Genomic DNA, 20958 nt, shown 5'->3' with positions numbered 1-20958 from the left:
CCGGGAGCCGGAGCGCCGTCCGGTGCCGGTCCGTGGGCCGTCGACATCGGGGGGCCCTGCTCATCCAGGCCGCGGTGACCATTCCGTTCGTCGTGCCGCGCGGACCGGGACTGCCGCCCGCCGACTGGCCGTCGTACGGACTGACCACGCTGGCCGTGCTGCCGCTGATCTGGCGGCGCGGGGCGCCCGTGACCGTGCTGCTCGCCGTGCTGGCGGCACAGATCCTCTACAGGTTCACGCTCGACGGTCCGGGCCAGACCCTGCCGTACACCAGCCTGATGGCGCTCTACACGGTCGCCGCGCTGTCCCCGGCGCGCCGCCGCGTCGTACGCGGACGGGGTCCATCGCCGCGTTCTGGCACCGCTCGGTCTGCTCGACACGTACTTCCCCGGCGACGACCCGCGTATCAGGGGCCCGCACAACCACGGCTACCAGTCCTTCCCCCGGGCCGGCGGCGGCTCCGAGGGGGACGTCGAGCTGCGCGATGTGACGGTGTGGGGAACCACGGACAGCTGGGCGGCGGGCGACCTCATCTCCACCACCGCCGATCTCGAACGGTTCGTCCAGGCTCTGTTCCGGGGCCGGGTGGTGCCGGAGCCGCAGCTGGCGGAGATGTTCACCCTGCCGGACCCGTCCGTGCGTGACCATGTCTCGGGCGACCCCGCCGCGTACAGCGCCGGTCTGTCGGTGAAGACGCTCGGGGGCCGCCAGGTGTGGGGCAAGACGGGCGGACGGTGGGGCTACAACACGGCGATCGCCGCCACCCGGGACCTCTCCCGGACCCTGGTGTACAGCGTCAACGCGACGGACGCGAAGGGCCGGGACATGAACCCGACCGCGCTGAAGCTGATGGTCGCCGCATTCGGCGCGCCGTCCGATGGTCCGGTCCCGGCCGCGTAACCGGATCCTGTCCGTATAGGCCGGTCCCGGCCGCGTAGCCGGGTCCCGTCCGTATAGGCGGACCCCGGCCGCGCCGTCACAGGTCCACGCCCGGGTCCCCCCTCGACGGTCCCGGCTCCTCCGCCCTGAGCGTCTCCGGCGGCTTCACCTCCTTGGCGCGCTCCGTCAGCACCTTCCCGATGAACAGGTCGTAGACGAAGACGCCGATGAGTCCGCCGACCAGCGGTCCGATGATCGGGATCCAGAAGTAGCCGCTGAACCACTGGAAAGTGCCCGGTAGCGCGATATCCCCCCAGCCGACGAAGTACGTCCACAGCCGTGGCCCGAAGTCACGCGCGGGGTTGATCGCGTATCCGGCGTTCGTTCCGATGCTCAGTCCGATCGCGAAGACGACCAGCCCGATCAGGAACGGTGCGAGATTGGACAGAGGTCCGCTGTTGCGTGTGTCGATGAGCGCGCAGACCAGGATGAGGAGAATCGCGGTGCCGATGAGCTGGTCAAGGAAAGGACCCCACCAGGAACTACCGAAGTATTCGGCCGGGAAGGTGGCGAAAATCGAGAAGGTGGAGAGCGACTGGTCCCTGTCGATTCCGGCCTTGCCATTGAAATCGTCGATGGCCCAGCTGTACGCGGAAAAGACCACGGCGGCGCCGAGGAAGGCGCCGAGGAGTTGCGCGCCCCAGTACGGAAGGACCTTTTTCCAGGGGAATCCGCGGCGCGCGGCGAAGGCGAGCGTGACGGCGGGGTTGATATGCCCTCCGCTGATACCTCCGGAGACATACACGCCGAAGACCACGCCGAGACCCCAGCCCCACGAGATGATCAGCCAGTTCGCCGGGCCGAACGCGACCGTCTGGCGGCCCGATCCGGGGAGTCCGGCGACGGCCACGGCGACCGACCCGCAGCCCAGCAGGATCAGCACAAACGTTCCCAGGAATTCCGCGAGCAGCTCGCCATTGAGTCCTTCCCGGTAGCCGCGACGTTTTGTACTGGTGGTCGCCGTACTGGTGGTCGCCATCGCTCCTCCTGCTCCTGACGGTCTTCGGGAAGTCTCCGGGCGGCCCGCGAACAGCGTTTGGACAGCCTTCGGACGACCCGAGCGGACCTTGGTAGAAGCGACTGTAGGACCGTCCGGCGGAATGCGCCCGGTGAGCCCGGCGCGCAGCTGAGGGAATGTCACACAGCCAGGAGAGCCATTCGGGTGAGGATTTTTCGCCCTGCGCATACGAAAGGGGCGGGCGATGGACAAGAAGTCCATCACCCGCCCCCTGAGCGGGAATTCCGCGCCCCGCCGGGACGCGCTCCCGTGGCCGGGTCAGCTGTCGAGCGAGGTCATCACGTGCTTGATACGCGTGTAGTCGTCGAAGCCGTACGCCGAGAGGTCCTTGCCGTAGCCGGACTTCTTGAAGCCGCCGTGGGGCATCTCCGCGACCAGCGGAATGTGGGTGTTGATCCACACACAGCCGAAGTCCAGCGACTTCGACATCCGCATCGCCCGCCCGTGGTCCTTGGTCCACACCGAGGAAGCGAGGGCGAACTCGACACCGTTGGCGTACTCCAGGGCCTGCGCCTCGTCCGTGAAGGACTGGACGGTGATGACCGGGCCGAAGACCTCGTTCTGGATGATCTCGTCGTCCTGCTTGAGGCCCGAGACGACGGTCGGGGCGTAGAAGTAGCCCTTGTCACCGACCTGGTGGCCGCCCGCCTCGACCTTGGCGTGGGCGGGCAGCCGCTCGATGAAGCCGGAGACCTGCTTCAGCTGGTTGGCGTTGTTGAGCGGGCCGTACAGCACGTCCTCGTCGTCCGCCGCGCCGGTCTTCGTGTCGGCGGCGGCCTTCGCGAGCGCCGTCACGAACTCGTCGTGGATCGACTCATGGACGAGGACGCGGGTGGCGGCCGTACAGTCCTGTCCGGCGTTGAAGTACCCCGCCACCGCGATGTCCTCGACGGCCTTGGCGATATCGACATCCTCGAAGACGACGACCGGCGCCTTGCCGCCCAGCTCCAGATGGACGCGCTTGACGTCCTTGGCCGCCGACGCGGCGACCTGCATGCCGGCCCGTACGGAACCGGTGATCGAGGCCATCGCCGGAATCGGGTGCTCGACCATCGCCCGGCCGCTGTCGCGGTCGCCGCAGATGACGTTGAAGACGCCCTTGGGGACGATCGCGCCGATGATCTCCGCCATCAGTGTGGTCGAGGCCGGGGTGGTGTCCGACGGCTTGAGCACCACGGTGTTGCCCGCGGCGAGGGCCGGCGCGAACTTCCACACGGCCATCATCATCGGGTAGTTCCACGGCGCGACCTGCGCGCAGACGCCGACCGGCTCGCGGCGGATGATGGAGGTGAGCCCCTCCATGTACTCCCCGGCCGAGCGGCCTTCGAGCATCCGGGCGGCGCCCGCGAAGAAGCGGATCTGGTCCACCATCGGCGGGAGCTCTTCGGTACGGGTCAGTTCCAGCGGCTTGCCGGTGTTCTCGGACTCCGCGGCGATCAGGTCCTCCGCCCGCTCCTCGAAGGCGTCCGCGATCTTGAGCAGTACCTTCTGGCGTTCGGCCGGAGTGGTGTCGCGCCAGGCCGGGAAGGCCGCCGCGGCGGCCTCCATGGCGGCGTCGACGTCGGCCTGCCCCGAGAGCGGGGAGGTGGCGTACACCTCGCCCGTGGCCGGGTTGACCACCTCGATGGTCCGCCCGTCCGCGGCGTCCCGGAACTCTCCGTTGATGTAGTTACGCAGCCGGCGCAGCTCGGTGGTCACTGCCACCCCTCCTGTCAGAAGTTACGTATCGGAATGTCCGATGGGTGAGACACCCACCTTAATCGGTCGGTCGACGCTTTCGACAGGCCGACCCCTCCATAACTTCGGATTCGGTGAGATTTGGTCGCCTCAACAACGAATTCCATCGCTACGGGGTTGCGGGACAGACGAGTCGCAGGGCACAGTGAAGCGCGTGGCCAGTCGTAGCGCAGACTCCAGGACAGAGTCCAGGACCGATTCCAGGACCGGGAACGGATCATCGCCGTCCATCGATGCCGTGTCCCTCGCCATCATCGAGCAGCTCCAGGAGGACGGGCGGCGCCCGTACGCCGCGATCGGCAAGGCCGTGGGCCTCTCCGAGGCGGCCGTGCGCCAGCGCGTCCAGAAGCTGCTCGACCAGGGCGTGATGCAGATCGTCGCCGTGACCGACCCGCTCACCGTGGGTTTCCGGCGCCAGGCGATGGTCGGCATCAATGTCGAGGGCGATCTGGATCCCGTCGCCGACGCGCTGTCGGCCATGGACGAGTGCGAGTACGTGGTGATGACCGCGGGCTCGTTCGACCTGATGGTGGAGATCGTCTGCGAGGACGACGACCACCTGCTGGATGTGATCAACAAACGGATCCGCGCGCTCCCCGGCGTGCGCTCCACCGAGAGCTTCGTCTACCTCAAGTTGAAGAAGCAGACCTACATGTGGGGAACCCGATAGCCGTGAGCAAGGACCTCTCCAAGACCGCGTACGACCACCTGTGGATGCACTTCACCCGCATGTCGTCGTACGAGAACGCACCCGTGCCCACCATCGTGCGTGGTGAGGGCACCTACATCTACGACGACCAGGGCAAGCGCTATCTGGACGGTCTCTCGGGACTGTTCGTGGTCAACGCCGGGCACGGCCGCCACGAACTGGCCGAGACCGCCTATAAGCAGGCGCAGGAGCTGGCCTTCTTCCCGGTCTGGTCGTACGCGCACCCCAAGGCCGTCGAGCTGGCCGAGCGGCTCGCCCACTACGCGCCGGGCGACCTCAACAAGGTCTTCTTCACCACCGGCGGCGGCGAGGCGGTCGAGACCGCCTGGAAGCTCGCCAAGCAGTACTTCAAGCTGACCGGCAAGCCGACCAAGTACAAGGTCATCTCGCGCGCCGTCGCCTACCACGGCACACCGCAGGGAGCCCTGTCCATCACCGGTCTGCCGGCCCTGAAGGCGCCGTTCGAACCGCTGGTCCCCGGCGCGCACAAGGTCCCGAACACCAATATCTACCGCGCCCCGATCCACGGCGACGACCCCGAGGCCTTTGGCCGCTGGGCCGCCGACCAGATCGAGCAGCAGATCCTCTTCGAGGGCCCCGAGACGGTCGCAGCGGTCTTCCTGGAGCCGGTGCAGAACGCAGGCGGCTGTTTCCCCCCGCCGCCCGGCTACTTCCAGCGGGTCCGCGAGATCTGCGACCAGTACGACGTCCTGCTCGTCTCCGACGAGGTCATCTGCGCCTTCGGCCGGCTCGGCACGATGTTCGCGTGCGACAAGTTCGACTACGTACCGGACATGATCACCTGCGCCAAGGGCATGACCTCGGGCTACTCCCCGATCGGCGCGTGCATCGTCTCCGACCGGCTCGCCGAGCCGTTCTACGAGGGTGACAACACCTTCCTGCACGGCTACACCTTCGGCGGCCACCCGGTCTCGGCGGCCGTCGGTCTCGCGAACCTCGACATCTTCGAGCGCGAGGGCCTGAACCAGCACGTCCTGGACAACGAGTCCGCCTTCTTCGACACGCTGAAGAAGCTGCACGATCTGCCGATCGTCGGCGACGTGCGCGGCAACGGCTTCTTCTACGGCATCGAGCTGGTGAAGGACAAGGCCACGAAGGAGACGTTCACGGACGAGGAGACCGAGCGCGTCCTGTACGGCTTCCTCTCCAAGGAGCTGTACGAGAACGGTCTGTACTGCCGGGCCGACGACCGAGGCGACCCGGTCGTGCAGCTGGCGCCGCCGCTGATCTCCGACCAGTCGACGTTCAACGAGATCGAGGGAATCCTGCGGTCCGTGCTGACGGAGGCGTGGACCAAGCTCTGACGGTGCCGGTCCTCCGCCCGGTTCCACCGGGTTCCGCCGGCCGGTTCCCTTACCGGATCGACCGTACGGAACCCACCCCGCATGACGGCCCGGGTGCCGCCTTTCGAGTGAGAAGGGCGGCACCCGGGCCGTGTGCTGTCCGTACTCCCGGCTTCGAATCCCTACCGTGCCCTGTGACCGATCGTCGCAGCCTTCGTTCCCCCGGACGGGGGAGGTAAATCCGAACCGAGGTGTACGCCAATGGTGGCCCCACCCGACAACGACGTGCTCTGGGCGCGTTCTCTGAACTACTCCCACAACGGCTCCCCCGCACTCGACAGCGTCTCGCTCGGCGTACGCGAGGGGGAGATCCTCGCCGTGAGCGGCCCGCGCGGCAGCGGCAAGACGACTCTGCTGCAGTGCCTGTCGGGCCAGTTGGTGCCGCAGGAGGGCGAGGTCTGGTTCAACAGCTCGCCGGTCCACACCATGAGCGCTCCGCTCCGCGAACAGCTGCGCCGCGACCGCTTCAGCTGGATCGGCCCGGAGCCGTCCCTCGTCCCCGAGCTCAACGCCTGGGAGAACGCGGCCCTGCCCCTGCTGATGCTCGGCGCGTCCCATCGCGCCGCCAGGACGGCGGCGATGGAGTGGCTGGAACGCCTCGACATCGGCGACTGCGCCCGAAAGCGTCCCTACGCCCTGTACCAGGCCCAGCGGCAGCGCGTCGCCGTCGCCCGTGCGCTGGTCACCACGCCCTCGGTGCTCTTCGCCGACGAGCCGACGGCGGCGCTGCATCTCTCGGACGGTGCGCAGGTGCTGCGCACGCTGACCACCGCGGCACGCTCGCACCGGATCACCGTCGTCCTGGCCACCCTGGACGAGGAACTCATGGCGCTCGCCGACCGTACGGTCTCACTGATGGACGGACGACGGGTCAACTCGACCCGGCCGTCCGAGGCGGAAGGCCGGGCCGCGTGCTCGCTCTCCGTCTAAGCCTCGGCACACACCCCCTGGTCCTGCTGCGCCGGCTGCTGGTCGCCGCGTCCTCGGCCGGGGTCGGTTTCCTTCTGCTGTGCACGCTGGGCTGGGCGCTGGACCATCCGGCCGGATCCCAGTCGCGGCTGCTCTGGTGTCTGATCCCGCTGGCCGCCGCGGTGCAGTTCGCGGTCGCCACGGCCCGTACGGATCAGAGCACCCTGCCGCGCTCCGGGCTGTCCGCGGTGGGCCTCGGGCCGTCCCGGCTCGCCGCGCTTGCCGCCTCGTCGACCGCCGTGACCTGCACGCTGGGCAGCGCGGTCGCGCTGCTGTTCTTCCTGCATCTGCGCGGTGATCTGACCGGGATGCCGTTCGACGGCGACGCCGCGAAACTGCTCGCCGCCGGCCGGCCGCTGCCGCTGGGCGCGGCGCTGACGCTGCTGGCGGCGGTGCCGGTGGTGGCGACGGTGGCGACCTGGCTGGCGCTGCGGACGCGCACCACGACCGGGCCGCGGCCCGCTCCCATCAGGGCGCCGGCCAGACCCGCCATCGCCATGGCGGCGACCGCGGACCCGGCGGCCATGGACCCGGCTTCGGACCAGGCCCTGGAGACGGCGACGGCGACGGCGACGGCCGAGGATGCGGATGCGGATGCGGCCATGGCCCCGGACCCGGTCGTCGAGGAGGCCCGGGTCATGACGCCCGTGCGCGTCCCCGACCCGGCACCGGCGCCGGCCGGTCTGCCGTGGGGCGTCGCGATCGCGGCGGCGGGGCTCGCCGTCGAGACCTACGCGAGCCGGGGCGGTGGCGGCACCCCGCCGCCGCTGCCGGGCCACTTCGACGGCAGTTCGGCCGGAGTGCTGGCGGGCTGGGCGCTGACGGCGATCGGCCTGGCCCTGGCCGGACCGGGGATCACCCATCTCTGCGGCTTGCTGCTCCAGGCCATGCGCCCCGGCGCGGTCCGGCTGCTGGCAGGCCGCACGCTGATGGCCGAGGCACGCCGTATCGGCCGCCCGCTGGGTGTGCTGTGCGCGGTGGTCTCGGGCGCGTTCGCCGCGGCGTCCCTGTACGGGCCCGGTGACGAACGGCCCTTCGGCCCGCTCACCGGCCTCGGCGCCGCCCTGGTCATCGGCTGTACGGCGGCCACGGTCCTGACGGCGTTCCTGGAGGCCAGACAGGCCCGGATCGCCACCACCGAGTCGCTGTCCCGGCTCGGCGCACCCGCCGCGCTCCTGCGTACGGCGGCGGCGGTGCGGGCGACCACGATCCTTGTGGTCTTCGCCCCGCTGACCTGGGCAGTGGCGGCCCTGGCCGCGATTCCGCTGACCACCTGAGCGGCGCTTCTCCCGGAACCGGCCGTGCCCCGCCCGAGCGCGGGGCACGGCCGGTTCCGGCTGTCCGGGGGCTGTTCGGCTGCTCGGGCCCGGCGCACGGAGGCCGGCTGCTCGGGGCCCGGGCCGCAACTCCCCGACGGCCACGCCCTATCGTGACCCCATGCCGAACGACGCAGCGTCTCCCGCGCACGCCCAGGACCGTGAGATCGAGTCCCTCGACGAGTTCGACCACGTCGTCCGGGCGGGAACGCTCGGCGGATACCGGGTGCAGTCCGTCGATCTGACGGCCCGTACACCCGAACTGCTCCGTACCGACACCGCCGACGCCGTCTTCCTCGGCTGTCCCATGGAGCCCCGCGCCGCCGACAAGGTACGGGCCGACGGCGCCATGGTCTTCCCGCCCGTTCCCCATCTCCCGTTCGATCCGTACCGGGGCTTCGTCTACTCGCCCGACCACCTCTTCGAGGGGCTGGCGGAAGGCGGTTACGAGGCCACGCCCGACGCCCGCGCGTACGCGTGGTTCCAGCGGACGAAGTCGGACGGCGACATCCTCGCGTCCATGGTGCGCGCGGTGCATGACGACGCGATCTCCGACGCCCTGGACGAACTCCTCGTCGGCACCCGGGTGGTGGGGGTGATGGGCGGGCACGCGATGGCGCGCGGCACCGACGCGTACGCCGGCGCGGCACGGCTCGGCCGCTCGCTCACCCGTTCAGGACTGACCGTGGCGACCGGCGGCGGCCCCGGCGCCATGGAGGCCGCGAACCTCGGCGCGTACGCGGCCGCCCACCCCGACGACATGCTGGACGAGGCGCTCGGCATCCTCGCGAAGGCGCCGTCGTTCGTCCCCTCCATATCCGACTGGGCACAGGCCGCCTTCGACATACGTACGCGCTGGCCCAAGGGCGAGGCGTCGGTCGGGATCCCCACCTGGTTCTACGGTCATGAGCCGCCCAACGCCTTCGCGGCGCACATCGCCAAGTACTTCGCCAACGCCACCCGCGAGGACGGCCTGCTGGCACGCTCCAACGCGGGAGTGGTCTTCCTGCCGGGCGCGGCGGGCACGGTCCAGGAGATCTTCGACAACGCGACGCCGAACTACTACGAGTCGCGTGGCGAGCCGACCCCGATGGTCCTGGTCGACCGGGCCCACTGGACGGAGCGGCTGCCTGCCTGGCCGCTGCTGACGGCGCTCGCGCGAGAACGCCGGATGGAGTCCCGTATCGCGCTCGTCGACACGGTGGACGAGGCACCGGCGGCGCTCGCCCGGCTCGCGGCGGGCTGAGAAGCGGGCCTGCCGACGGTTCGGGCGAGCAGTGCGGCCGGCCGTTCGTAGGAACGGTCCCGGTCCCACTCCGTACGCACCCACTCGCGTCCCTTGCGCCCCATCTCCCGGGCGGTCCCGGGGTCGCGGAGCAGCGCCACGAGCCGGTCCGTGATCTCGTCGGTGCGGCCGGGCACCGCGGCGCAATGACCCGCGAGGTAATCGACGCGGCGGCGCGCCACGCGGCAGGGTCGTCCTCGTCGGGCCCGTACGGGCCCGGCGCGAACACAAGGAGACGACGAGATGACCGACAGCGCGGCCACCCTCCGTACCGACCACACCGGCACCGGCCGCATGGACACCGACCACACGGGCACCGACCGGACCCGCGCCACCGTCCAGGAGCTGCTGCGCCGCATAGCGGAGGGCGATCCCGGCCGGATCGCCGCCCTCTTCGCGGAACGGGTCGACTGGCGGATCGCCGAGAACCCCGCCGTCCCATGGCTCCGGCCGCGCGCCATCCGCGCCGATGTCGCGGACCACTTCCGTGAACTGGCCGAGGGCCAGACCCCCGATCCGGCCGCGGGTTCGGTCGACGCCCTCGTCGTGGAGGGTACGGAGGCGATGCTCAGCGGCACGCTCGCGGGGACCGTACGGACCACGGGCAAGGCGTTCCGCTCACCCTTCGCGATGCGGCTCACCGTCGAGGACGGCCTGATCACCGGCTATCGCGTCTACGAGGACAGCTTGGCCATCGCCGCCGCCTGCACGCCCGGTCGGTCCTGAGCGGCCAGTACCACCACCTCCTCGACGGCGAAGGCGACCCCCACCTCGGCGCCCTCCTCCGGCGCGTCGCGCAGCCCGCACTCGGCCTCGATGTCCGGCGCGCCGACGGGTCCGTCGGGCTGTAGCAGTACGGTGACGCGGCCACCCGTGAACGTACGCGCCCCGACCGTGCAGCGCAGCCCTTCGCCGGGGGCCACGAGACGTACGCCGGCGGGCCGTACCAGTACCGTCCGCTCGCCCTGGGCCGATCCGCCGGGGACCGGGATCCCGCCCCAGACCGTGTCGGCGAGCGCGCCGCTCACCGTCGCGTCCACGACATTGCCGAAGCCGAGGAAGCGCGCGACGAAGGCGGAGGCGGGCTGCTGCCAGACCTCCAGCGGCGTGCCGGTCTGGGCGATGCGGCCGTCGCGCATCACCACCACCCGGTCGGCGAGCGCGAAGGCCTCGCCCTGGTCATGGGTGACGGCGAGCACGGTCGTACCCAACCGTCCGAACAGGCCGCGCAGTTCGACCACGAGCCGTTCGCGAAGGCCCCGGTCCAGCTGGCCGAGCGGTTCGTCCAGCATCAGCAGCCGCGGGCTCGGCGCGAGCGCGCGGGCCAGCGCGACCCGCTGCTGTTCGCCGCCGGACAGCTCGGCGACGGCCCGGCGGCCGGCCCCCGGCAGTCCGACGAGGTCGAGCAACTCCTCGACCCGGCGGGCCTGTTCGTCCCGGGCGGCGCCGCGCATCCGCAGCCCGAAGGCGACATTGCCGCGCACGTCACGCTGTGGGAAGAGCTGATGGTCCTGGAACATCAGGCCGACCCCGCGCCGGTGTACGGGTACCCCCGACTGGTCGGCGCCGTCGAGCGCCACCCGTCCGCCGGCCGGCTCCTGGAGCCCGGCGACCACCCGCAGCAGAGTCGATTTGCCGCTGCCGCTCGGCCCGAGCACACAGACGATCTCGTGCTCGGCGATCTCCAGATCCACCGCGTCGAGCGCGGTGCGGGCGCCGAACCGTACGGTCACGTCCGACAGGGTCAGCAAGGCCATCAGAACTCTCCCGAGCGGTCGGTACGGATACGTTCCAGCGCCAGCAGCGACACCGCGCACACCACCATCAGGACCGTGGAAAGGGCCATCGCCTGCCCGTAGTTCAGCTCGCCGGGCCGCCCCAGCAGCCGCGCCACGGCCACCGGCAGCGTCGGCCGGTCCGGTCGCGCGATGAAGACCGTCGCGCCGAACTCGCCGAGCGAGACGGCGAACGCGAATCCGGCGGCGACCAGCGACGCCCGCCGTACCATCGGCAGATCCACCTCCCGCCAGGCGCGCAGCGGCGACGCCCCGAGGACGGCCGCCGCCTCGCGCAGCCGTCCGTCCACCGCGCGCAGCACCGGCAGCATCGTCCGTACGACGAAGGGGACCCCCACCAGCGCCTGGGCGAGCGGCACCAGGATCCAGGAAGCCCGCAGATCCAGTGGCGGCTTGTCGAGCGTGATCAGGAAGCCGAAGCCGACGGTCACGGCCGAGACCCCGAGCGGCAGCATCAGCAGCGCGTCGAGGCCCCGTACGAGACGGCCCGCGCGCCGGGTGAGCGCGGCGGCGGCCAGTCCGCCCACCACCAGCGCGATGGCGGTCGCGACGAGCGCGTACCGCAGGGAGTTCCAGACCGCCTCCAGCGGCGGTACGAGGAAGGTGCCGCCGCTGGAATCCACCGAACCGAGGGCCCGGTAGTAGTCGAGTCCGTACCCGCCGGAACCGCTCAGGGAGCGTTCGACGAGGACCCCCAACGGCACCAGGATCAGCAGCAGTACGGTGCCGAGCACCCCGCCGAGCAGCGCCCACTGCCCGGCGCCGCGCGGCCGGTGGGCGGTCAGCGCGGGGTCGACCAGCCGCAGGGCGCCCTCCCGCTTCCGTACGGTCCACGCGTGCACCGCGAGGACCGCGCCGACCGCCGCGAACTGCACCAGCGTGAGCACGGCGGCGGTGGGCAGATCGAGGAGTTGCGCGGTCTGCCGGTAGATCTCCACCTCCAGGGTGGAGAAGCCGGGGCCGCCCAGGATCTGTACGACCCCGAAGGAGGTGAAGGTGAAGAGGAAGACCATCAGCGCGGCGGCGGCGACGGCGGGGCCGAGGGCGGGCAGGGTCACCCGCCACCAGGCCGCGAGCCGTCCCGCGCCGAGTACCCGCGCCGCTTCTTCCTGACGCGGGTCGAGCTGCGACCACAGGCCGCCCACCGTCCTGACGACGACCGCGTAGTTGAAGAAGACATGCGCGAGAAGGATCGCCCAGACGGAGGTGTCGAGCCGGGGGCCCCACAGCTCGTCGAGGAGTCCGCCGCGCCCGAGCAGCGCCAGGAAGGCGGTGCCGACGACCACCGTCGGCAGTACGAACGGGACGGTGACGACCGCGCGCAGCAGCTGTTTGCCGGGGAAGTCGAAACGTGCGAAGACATAGGCGCCCGGCAGCGCGATCAGCAGGGTGAGCGCGGTGGAGGCGAGCGCCTGCCAGGTGGTGAACCACAGGACGTCGAGGATGTCCGGGCGGGTCAGTACGTCCCCGATCCGGCCGAGCCGCCAGCCACCGTCCGTCTTCAGCCCCCGGCCGACGATCGCGGCCACCGGGTAGGCGAAGAAGACCGCGAAGAACGCGACGGGCAGGGCCATGAGGGCGAGCCGGACGGCGTTTCCGCGCCCCCGGCCCCGGCCGCGCCCCGACCGTCCTCCCCCTGGCGTCCTGGGTGTTACTTCACTACGAGTGAGGACCACGACTGGATCCACTGCTCACGGTGGGCGGCGATCGTCTCGGGCGCCACGGTCCCGGGGGTGTCGACGGTCGCGCCGAACTTCGTGAACAGCTCGGGCAGCGGGACGTCCTTGACCACGGGGTTGACGAACATGTTCAGCGGCATGTCCGCCTGGAACTTCTCCCCGATCAGGAAGTCCAGCAGCGCCTTGCCGCCGGCCTCGTTCTTCGCGCCGTCCAGCAGACCGGCGAACTCGGTCTGCCGGAAGCAGGTACCGGTGGCGACCCCGGTCGGCGCCTCCTCGGGCCGGGGCTCGGCGTACAGCACCTCGACCGGCGGGCTGGAGGCGTACGAGACGACGAGCGGCCGGTCGGCCTTGGCCTTCTTGCCGCCGGCTGAGCCGGAGAAGGTGTCGTTGTACGCCTGCTCCCAGCTGTCCACGACCTGGACGCCGTTGTCCTTCAGCTTCTTCCAGTAGTCCTGCCAGCCGTTGTCGCCGTAGCGCGCGACCGTGCCGAGGAGGAAGCCGAGGCCGGGTGAGGAGGTGGCCGCGTTCTCGGTGACGAGCAGGTTCTTGTACTGGGGCTTGATCAGATCGTCGAAGGACCGCGGCGGCGCGAGCTTCTTGTCCGCGAAGTACTTCTTGTCGTAGTTCACACAGATGTCGCCGGTGTCGATGGGGGTGACGCGGTTCTTGTCCTTGTCGAGCCGCGTGCTCTCCTCGACGCGGTCCAGGCCCTTCGCCTCGTACGGCGTGAACAGGCCGTTGTCGAGGGCACGGGACAGAAGGGTGTTGTCGACACCGAAGAAGACATCGCCCTGGGGCGAACCCTTCGTCAGGATCTCCTTGTTGAGTGCCTCACCGGCGTCGCCGCTCTTCAGCACCTTGACCGTGTATCCGGTCTCCTTGGTGAACTCCTTCAGCACGGCGGGCGAGGCGTTGAACGAGTCATGGCTGACGAGGGTGACGGTCTTCGACCGCGAACCGCCGTCGCCGGACGACGTGGAGCCGTCGGACCCGCCGCAGGCGGCGAGCGCCGAGACACCCAGCGCGGCGGCGAGCGCGCCGGCGGCGGCCCTTCTCGTACTGGCACGGGAACTGCTACGGGTACTGCTCACTGACTTTCCTCCTGGGATGTCCAGGAGAAGACGCGGCCCTGCCCGGAGTCCGGCCGGACTCCGGGCAGGGCGCTACAGCTTGAGTGGTGTCCGAACTTCCTACCCAGAATGACCTGGGCAAGGTTCAGAGGGTCTGCGACCGCTGCCCGCTCCCACGGACATGTGCCGCACTCTCAGCGCTGTGGCGCTCCCCTGTCGGAAAATATGCAAAGCGTTCAGGCCAAGGTTACCCCCTGGCGCCGTACGGGCTCCTACCGCTCCGAGGCGGCCAACTGTCCGCACGCTCCGTCGATCTCCTGGCCCCGCGTGTCCCGTACGGTCACCGGCACCCCATGGGCCGCGATCGCCTCGACGAACGCCTTCTCGTCCTCGGGGCGCGACGCCGTCCACTTCGAGCCGGGCGTCGGGTTGAGCGGGATCAGATTGACGTGCACCCGCTTGCCCTTGAGCAGCCGGCCCAGCCGGTCGCCGCGCCACGCCTGGTCGTTGATGTCGCGGATCAGCGCGTACTCGATGGAGACCCGGCGGCCCGACTTCTCCGCGTACTCCCAGGCGGCGTCCAGTACTTCCCGCACCTTCCACCGCGTGTTGACCGGGACGAGGGTGTCGCGCAACTCGTCGTCGGGAGCGTGCAGGGAGACCGCGAGCCGGCATTTGAAGCCCTCGTCGGCGAAGCGCAGCATCGCGGGCACCAGACCGACCGTCGAGACGGTGATCCCGCGCTGCGAGAGGCCCAGGCCGTCCGGCTCGGGGTCGGTCAGCCGGCGGATCGCCCCGACCACCCGCTTGTAGTTGGCGAGCGGCTCGCCCATACCCATGAAGACGATGTTGGACAGCCGCGAAGGACCGCCGGGGACCTCGCCGTCCCGCAGCGCGCGCATCCCGTCGACGATCTGGTGCACGATCTCGGCGGTGGAGAGGTTACGGTCAAGACCGGCCTGGCCGGTGGCGCAGAACGGGCAGTTCATCCCGCAGCCCGCCTGCGAGGAGATGCACATGGTGACCCGGTCCGGGTAGCGCATCAGCACCGACTCGACGAGGGTGCCGTCATGCAGCCGCCAGAGGGTCTTACGGGTGGTGTCGTCGTCGCACGAGATGTGCCGTACCACCGACATCAGGTCGGGCAGCAGCTCCGTGGCGAGCTTCTGGCGCGCGGCGGCCGGGATGTCGGTCCACTGCTCGGGGTCGTGCGCGTACCGCGCGAAGTAGTGCTGGGACAGCTGCTTGGCGCGGAACGGCTTCTCGCCGATCGCGGCGACGGCCTCGCGTCGCTCGGCGGGGCTGAGATCGGCGAGATGCCGCGGGGGCTTCTTGGCTCCGCGGGGCGCGACGAAAGTGAGTTCTCCGGGTGTCGGCGGGGCCATGAAAAACCAAATCTCCTCGGTGCGGCGAGGCCGGGCTCCCCCCGCCGTGGCGGGGGGTACGGCAGGGCTGTGCCGGTGCCGGGAGACCTCACGGGAACGGCTTCACAGCCGCGGGGCTCAAAAGGGCCCGCCACCCGTGAGTGGCGAGCCCTTTCAGGGTAACCGGTACCGCTCAGCCCGAGCCCACGAAGAGGACCAGCAGCAGCCAGACCACCGGCGCCGTGGGCAGCAGGGAGTCCAGCCGGTCCATGATCCCGCCGTGGCCGGGCAGCAGTGTGCCCATGTCCTTGATGCCGAGATCCCGCTTGATCATGGACTCGCCGAGATCACCGAGGGTGGCACTGGCCGCGACCGCGAGGCCCAGCAGCAGCCCCTGCCACCAGACACCGTCGTCGATCAGGAACTCCATGCAGAGCGCACCCGCCGCCATCGCGAAGACGACGGCTCCGGCCAGTCCCTCCCTGGTCTTGCCCGGGCTGATACGGGGCGCCAGCTTGTGCGTGCCGAAGCGCCAGCCGACCGCGTACGCGCCCGTGTCGCTGACGACCGTCAGCACGAGGAACATCAGCACCCGCCAGGGACCGTCGTGCGCCGTGAGCATCATCGCGACGAAGGTGGCCAGGAACGGTACGTAGAACGCGGCGAAGACCCCCGCCGTGACATCTCTGAGATAGCCCTCGGGCGGTTCCGTCATCCGCCAGATCAGCACCGCGAGCGCGGTGAGGGCCATCGCGACCCAGGCACCCTCCGCCCCCCGCGCGTATCCGGCGATGACCATCGCGGCGCCACCGACGGCCAGCGGGACGAGCGGTGCCTTGATGCCCTTCTTCTCATCGAGCCGTGAGGTCAGCTCCCACAGCCCGATCACCACCGCGATCGCTATGACACCGATGAAGACGGCCTTGACGATGAAGAGCGAGGCCGCGACCACCGCGCCGAGCCCGACGCCGACCCCTATGGCCGCACGCAGGTCACGTCCGGCCCGCTTCTTCGGCGGGGGAGGCGGAGGCGCTGCCATGGGCTCCTGCGGAGTCTTGTCACGGAACAGGGGGCCGCCCGGCCGGGCAGCCCCCCGGTCGTCACGCTGGTCCCCGTTGTCGACGGGTCCGTCGGGCACGATGGGCATGGGCCGAGTCTGCTGTGCGGGATGCTCATCGTACGCGGGACCCGCCGGGAGGGCCCCCGGGTCGGTCGGTCCCCAGTATCCGGCTGTCGACGAGGCTCCCCGGAAAGAGTCGTTCATCAGACTTCGAGCAGCTCGGCTTCCTTGTGCTTGAGCAGCTCGTCCACCTGCGCGACATACTTCGCGGTGGTGTCGTCGAGCTCCTTCTCGGCGCGGCGGCCCTCGTCCTCGCCGACCTCGCCGTCCTTGATCAGCTTGTCGATGGTCTCCTTGGCCTTGCGGCGGACCGCGCGGATCGAGATCTTCGAGTCCTCGGCCTTGGTCTTGGCGACCTTGATGAACTCCTTGCGGCGGTCCTGCGTCAGCTCGGGGAACACCACCCGGATGATGTTGCCGTCGTTGCTCGGATTGACACCGAGGTCGGAGTCGCGGATCGCCTGCTCGATATTGCGCAGCGCGCTCTTGTCGAACGGGGTCACCACGGCCATCCGCGCCTCGGGCACGGCGAACGAGGCCAGCTGGTTGATCGGGGTCAGGGCACCGTAGTAGTCCGCCACGATCTTGTTGAACATCGCCGGGTGCGCCCGCCCTGTGCGGATCGCGGCGAAGTCGTCTTTGGCGACCAGGACGGCCTTCTCCATCTTCTCCTCGGCCTCGAGGAGGGTCTCTTCGATCACCACTTGCTCCTGCGTGTCTTGAGTGGGCCCGGCGTACGAATCGGCCGGCGGAACCTGCGTCGCGTCTTGTCCTGCACGGTGTCCGACCGGCAGGGCTTTGTCCATCCCCGTATGGGGCAGCCCCGGATCAGCTCCGGGTGCCCTGGTCGCTCACGAGTGTGCCGATCTTCTCACCCTTGACCGCACGCGCGATATTGCCTTCCTTCAGCAATTCGAAGACGAGGATCGGCAACTTGTTGTCCTGGCACAGCGTGATGGCGGTCATGTCGGCGACACGGAGATCACCGGCGATCACCTCGCCGTACTCCAGGGCGTCGAACTTGACCGCGGCGGGATTGGTCTTGGGGTCGGAGTCATACACCCCGTCGACCCCGTTCTTCCCCATCAACAATGCCTCGGCGTCGATTTCCAGCGCGCGCTGGGCGGCCGTGGTGTCCGTCGAGAAGTACGGCATGCCCATACCGGCGCCGAAGATCACGACACGTCCCTTCTCCAGGTGACGCACGGCGCGGAGGGGGATGTAGGGCTCCGCGACCTGGCCCATGGTGATGGCGGTCTGGACACGGGAGTCGATGCCCTCCTTCTCCAGGAAGTCCTGGAGGGCGAGGCAGTTCATGACCGTGCCGAGCATGCCCATGTAGTCGGAGCGCGCCCGGTCCATGCCGCGCTGCTGGAGTTCGGCGCCCCGGAAGAAGTTGCCCCCGCCGATGACGACCGCGATCTGGGCGCCGTCACGGACGACGGCGGCGATCTCGCGGGCGATGGCGTGGACGACATCGGGGTCGACGCCGAGCGCTCCCCGGCCGGCGAACGCCTCACCGGACAGCTTCAGCATGAAGCGGCCGTGACCGTGGCCCCTGCCGTCGTCACTCTTGTTGCCGTCGTCGCTTGTGTCGGCCTGTTCCATGGAGATCTCCTCGTGCGCATACGAAGAAGGCCACTGCCGGGGTCCTCGCGGTTCCCTGTGCGGCAATGGCCTCCTCGTCAGATCTGCGGCCGCCCGGCAGGTACCCGGACGACTGCGTCAGACCCTATCGGGGTCTTCGGTTGATCGCGTACAGACTCAGACGCCGACCTTGATGCGCACGAAGCGCGTCAGGGCGACACCGGCCTCGTCCAGGATCTTCTGAACGGACTTCTTGTTGTCCTTGGCGAACGCCTGCTCCGTGACGACGACCTCCTTGAAGAAGCCGTTGACGCGACCCTCGACGATCTTCGGCAGGGCGGCCTCGGGCTTGCCCTCCTCGCGCGAGGTGGCCTCGGCCACGCGGCGCTCGTTCTCGACCGTCTCGGCCGGGACCTCGTCGCGGCTCAGGTACTTCGGGGCGAAGGCGGCGATGTGCTGCGCGACGTCCTTGGCCACCTCGGCGTTCTCCTTGTCCAGCTGGACGAGGACGCCGACCTGCGGCGGGAGGTCGGGCATGGTGCGGTGCATGTAGGCGGCCACGTAACCGCCGGTGAACTGCGCGAAGCGGTCCAGGACGATCTTCTCGCCAAGGTTGGCGTTCGCCTCGTCGACATACGCCTGCACGGTCTTGCCAGCCTCGATTTCGGAGGCGAGCAGCGCCGGGAGGTCGGCCGGGGACGTCGCCGCGACGTGGGCGGCGAGGGTGTTGGCGACGGTCTGGAACTTGTCGCCCTTGGCGACGAAGTCCGTCTCGCACTTCAGCTCAAGCAGGACACCGGACGTCTTGTCCTCGGAGATGAGGGAGACGACGGCGCCGTTCTCGGCCGAACGGCCCTCGCGCTTGGCGACGCCCTTCTGGCCCTTGACACGGAGAAGCTCGACGGCCTTGTCGACGTTGCCGTCCGCCTCGTCGAGCGCCTTCTTGCAGTCCATCATGCCGGCGCCGGTGAGCTCACGGAGCTTCTTGACGTCAGCGGCGGTGTAATTCGCCATGATCTGTAATTCTCTCTCGAAGGTCTGAAGGATCTACGGGTGAACGGCGGGGGCCGGTGGGCCCCCGCCGTCAACTACCGAACCTGGTAAAGGTCAGGCCTGCTCGGTGTCCGCGGCCGGAGCGGCCTCGGCGGGCGCCTCGGCCTGCTCCGCGTCGGCGACCTTCTCCGTCTCCGCGGAGGTCTGGACTTCGCCCTCGGCCTTGGCCTCGGCCGGCTTCTCGGCGTCGTCCTTCTTCTCGCCCTCAAGCAGGTCGCGCTCCCACTCGGCGAGCGGCTCGCCGGCGGCCTTCTCGCCCGGCTTCGAGTCACCGGTGGCGACGCCGGAACGGGCGATGAGGCCCTCGGCGACGGCGTCGGCGATCACGCGGGTGAGCAGGGTGACGGAGCGGATCGCGTCGTCGTTGCCCGGGATCTTGTAGTCGACCTCGTCGGGGTCGCAGTTGGTGTCGAGGATCGCGACGACCGGGATGTGGAGCTTGCGCGCCTCACCGACGGCGATGTGCTCCTTCTTGGTGTCGACGATCCAGACGGCGCTGGGCACCTTCTGCATCTCGCGGATACCACCGAGGGTCTTCTCCAGCTTGGCCTTCTCGCGGGAGAGGACCAGCAGCTCCTTCTTGGTGAGGCCGGAGGCGGCCACGTCCTCGAAGTCGATCTGCTCAAGCTCCTTCAGACGCTGAAGGCGCTTGTAGACGGTGGAGAAGTTGGTGAGCATGCCGCCCAGCCAGCGCTGGTTGACGTAGGGCATGCCGACGCGCGTCGCCTGCTCGGCGATGGCCTCCTGGGCCTGCTTCTTCGTACCGACGAACATGATGGAGCCGCCGTGCGCGACGGTCTCCTTGACGAACTCGTAGGCGCGGTCGATGTACGACAGCGACTGGAGCAGGTCGATGATGTAGATGCCGTTGCGCTCGGTGAAGATGAAGCGCTTCATCTTCGGGTTCCAGCGACGGGTCTGGTGACCGAAGTGGACGCCGCTCTCCAGCAGCTCCCGCATCGTGACGACGGCCATGGCCGTACTCCTTGAGATACTCGGTTGTCGCGTCCGCCGGACGGCAGTCGCGCCTGACGCCCCGATGCGCCGTGCCACGGAAATCCGAGACCGAGAAGCGCTGACATCGGCGCGAAAGGGCCGATGGCGGGGCGTGCGAAGTCGACCCGGTGACCCGGATCGCCACAAGAAGTGTACGGGACCTTCGCACCCCCGGGTGACGGCGCTGTCCACAACCCGTCAGTACTCCACAGATCCCGTTCATGATCAGCGCGATGGGGCCCTCGTGCGCGACCGTGGAACACATGACCACTCTCCGTAATCGCTTCGGCGCACCCGTCCCACGGCTTCCACGGCTTCCGGCGCTCCCTCTCCTCCGCTCCGCGCTCCTCGCTGTTGTCCTGGCCGTCGTCCCGGCTGTCGTCCTGGCTCCGCTCGGGCTTCGACCGGCCCCGGAGGCGGTGGCGGCCGAAGCACCCGGGGGCGGGGCCGGGCACCGAACCGACCGGGTGTGGCCCGTGGGCTCACGTCCGGCGTTGCTGCGGGGCTGGGAGCCGCCCGCTTCGGCGTACGGTCCCGGTCATCGCGGGGTGGATCTGGCCGCGTCGGCCGGGGCGCCGGTCCGGGCGGCGGCGGCCGGCCGCGTCTCCTTCGCGGGACGGGTGGCGGGGCGCGGGGTGCTCTCGATCACGCTGTCCGGTACGGGCGATCCGCCGCTGCGGACCACCTACGAACCGGTGTCACCGCTTGTCGCCGAAGGGGACGACGTATGGGCGGGCCGGCCGGTCGCCACGGTGACGGGCGCGCCGTCCCACTGCGCGCCGGGCTGTCTGCACTGGGGTCTGCTGCGGGGTGCGGTCTATCTGAACCCGCTGTCCCTGCTGCCCCGTGAGCTGCTGCGCCGGGGGCCGTCGCGGCTCCTGCCGGTCTTCGGCGTTCCCGAGCCGGAGCCTGGACGACTCCGGCGGGGTGCGTGGTGGACATCAGCGGCGCGT

The 20958-nt window shown here is 69.8% G+C and carries 17 protein-coding genes, 3 pseudogenes and 1 riboswitch; of the genes and pseudogenes, 9 read left to right on the top strand and 11 right to left on the bottom strand.

The window, feature by feature from the left end:
- Positions 1–45: 45 nt before the first annotated feature.
- Both AB0M67_RS17925 and AB0M67_RS17920 read left to right on the top strand, forming a co-directional pair.
- Positions 46–326, top strand: a pseudogene (locus AB0M67_RS17925) (sensor histidine kinase); the annotation flags it as partial.
- 13 nt (positions 327–339) lie between these two features.
- A pseudogene (locus AB0M67_RS17920) lies at positions 340–900 on the top strand (serine hydrolase domain-containing protein); the annotation flags it as partial.
- Between the two features lie 76 nt (positions 901–976).
- On the opposite strand, the gene AB0M67_RS17915 reads toward AB0M67_RS17920, so the two are convergent.
- Both AB0M67_RS17915 and AB0M67_RS17910 read right to left on the bottom strand, forming a co-directional pair.
- A complete protein-coding gene (locus AB0M67_RS17915) occupies positions 977–1849 on the bottom strand; it encodes an MIP/aquaporin family protein (protein WP_365746419.1) in 873 nt (290 codons plus the stop codon).
- 366 nt (positions 1850–2215) lie between these two features.
- Complete coding sequence (locus AB0M67_RS17910) at positions 2216–3655, bottom strand: gamma-aminobutyraldehyde dehydrogenase (protein WP_365746352.1); 1440 nt, start codon at positions 3653–3655, stop codon at positions 2216–2218.
- Between the two features lie 268 nt (positions 3656–3923).
- On the opposite strand from AB0M67_RS17910, the gene AB0M67_RS17905 reads away from it, so the two are divergent.
- The 6 genes from AB0M67_RS17905 (at position 3924) to AB0M67_RS17880 (ending at position 10063) form a co-directional block, all read left to right on the top strand.
- Complete coding sequence (locus AB0M67_RS17905) at positions 3924–4364, top strand: Lrp/AsnC family transcriptional regulator (RefSeq protein ID WP_365746417.1); 441 nt, start codon at positions 3924–3926, stop codon at positions 4362–4364.
- Positions 4349–5728: an aspartate aminotransferase family protein gene (locus AB0M67_RS17900; RefSeq protein WP_365746350.1), complete on the top strand. Its 1380-nt coding sequence runs from the start codon at positions 4349–4351 to the stop codon at positions 5726–5728. Before AB0M67_RS17905 ends, AB0M67_RS17900 begins: the two co-directional genes overlap by 16 nt.
- 240 nt (positions 5729–5968) lie before the next feature.
- Positions 5969–6697, top strand: a complete 729-nt coding sequence (locus tag AB0M67_RS17895; RefSeq protein ID WP_365746349.1) for an ATP-binding cassette domain-containing protein — start codon at positions 5969–5971, stop codon at positions 6695–6697.
- A complete protein-coding gene (locus tag AB0M67_RS17890) occupies positions 6679–8013 on the top strand; it encodes a hypothetical protein (RefSeq protein ID WP_365746347.1) in 1335 nt (444 codons plus the stop codon). The genes AB0M67_RS17895 and AB0M67_RS17890 overlap by 19 nt, the downstream gene beginning before the upstream one ends.
- A gap of 160 nt (positions 8014–8173) precedes the next feature.
- Positions 8174–9298, top strand: a complete 1125-nt coding sequence (locus AB0M67_RS17885; RefSeq protein ID WP_365746345.1) for a Rossmann fold nucleotide-binding protein — start codon at positions 8174–8176, stop codon at positions 9296–9298.
- A 333-nt stretch (positions 9299–9631) separates the two neighbouring features.
- Positions 9632–10063: a nuclear transport factor 2 family protein gene (locus tag AB0M67_RS17880; protein ID WP_365746415.1), complete on the top strand. Its 432-nt coding sequence runs from the start codon at positions 9632–9634 to the stop codon at positions 10061–10063.
- On the opposite strand, the gene AB0M67_RS17875 is transcribed toward AB0M67_RS17880, so the two are convergent.
- From AB0M67_RS17875 to rpsB, 9 genes are all read right to left on the bottom strand, one after another.
- Entirely contained in the window at positions 10012–11094 is a 1083-nt protein-coding gene (locus tag AB0M67_RS17875; protein WP_365746343.1) for an ABC transporter ATP-binding protein, read from the bottom strand. The two genes, AB0M67_RS17880 and AB0M67_RS17875, sit on opposite strands and share 52 nt — an antisense overlap.
- Positions 11094–12707: an iron ABC transporter permease gene (locus AB0M67_RS17870; RefSeq protein WP_365746341.1), complete on the bottom strand. Its 1614-nt coding sequence runs from the start codon at positions 12705–12707 to the stop codon at positions 11094–11096. Before AB0M67_RS17870 ends, AB0M67_RS17875 begins: the two co-directional genes overlap by 1 nt.
- A gap of 77 nt (positions 12708–12784) precedes the next feature.
- The gene (locus AB0M67_RS17865; protein ID WP_365746340.1) at positions 12785–13906 is read right to left on the bottom strand and encodes a thiamine ABC transporter substrate-binding protein; all 1122 of its coding nucleotides are present in this window, start codon (positions 13904–13906) and stop codon (positions 12785–12787) included.
- A gap of 78 nt (positions 13907–13984) precedes the next feature.
- Positions 13985–14110: riboswitch (TPP riboswitch) on the bottom strand.
- 47 nt (positions 14111–14157) lie between these two features.
- The gene (rlmN, locus tag AB0M67_RS17860) at positions 14158–15270 is read right to left on the bottom strand and encodes a 23S rRNA (adenine(2503)-C(2))-methyltransferase RlmN (protein WP_365746338.1); all 1113 of its coding nucleotides are present in this window, start codon (positions 15268–15270) and stop codon (positions 14158–14160) included.
- 172 nt (positions 15271–15442) lie between these two features.
- Positions 15443–16513, bottom strand: a complete 1071-nt coding sequence (locus AB0M67_RS17855; RefSeq protein ID WP_365746336.1) for a phosphatidate cytidylyltransferase — start codon at positions 16511–16513, stop codon at positions 15443–15445.
- Entirely contained in the window at positions 16513–17070 is a 558-nt protein-coding gene (gene frr / locus AB0M67_RS17850; RefSeq protein WP_030351725.1) for a ribosome recycling factor, read from the bottom strand. Before frr ends, AB0M67_RS17855 begins: the two co-directional genes overlap by 1 nt.
- 127 nt (positions 17071–17197) lie before the next feature.
- Complete coding sequence (pyrH, locus tag AB0M67_RS17845) at positions 17198–17977, bottom strand: UMP kinase (RefSeq protein WP_249953709.1); 780 nt, start codon at positions 17975–17977, stop codon at positions 17198–17200.
- A gap of 156 nt (positions 17978–18133) precedes the next feature.
- Positions 18134–18970 (bottom strand): translation elongation factor Ts, encoded by an 837-nt coding sequence (gene tsf, locus AB0M67_RS17840; RefSeq protein ID WP_365746333.1) that lies wholly within the window; start codon positions 18968–18970, stop codon positions 18134–18136.
- A gap of 93 nt (positions 18971–19063) precedes the next feature.
- A complete protein-coding gene (gene rpsB / locus AB0M67_RS17835) occupies positions 19064–19984 on the bottom strand; it encodes a 30S ribosomal protein S2 (RefSeq protein ID WP_351393759.1) in 921 nt (306 codons plus the stop codon).
- A 242-nt stretch (positions 19985–20226) separates the two neighbouring features.
- Between rpsB and AB0M67_RS17830 the strand changes: the two are divergent.
- Positions 20227–20775 (top strand): annotated as a pseudogene (locus AB0M67_RS17830) (peptidoglycan DD-metalloendopeptidase family protein); the annotation flags it as partial.
- Between the last annotated feature and the right edge of the window lie 183 nt (positions 20776–20958).

This window comes from Streptomyces sp. NPDC051662 (genome assembly GCF_040681655.1).
Taxonomy (GTDB): Bacteria; Actinomycetota; Actinomycetes; order Streptomycetales; family Streptomycetaceae; genus Streptomyces.
Note: the sequence above shows the minus strand (reverse complement) of the source record. Positions and strands in the feature narration are given on the sequence as shown.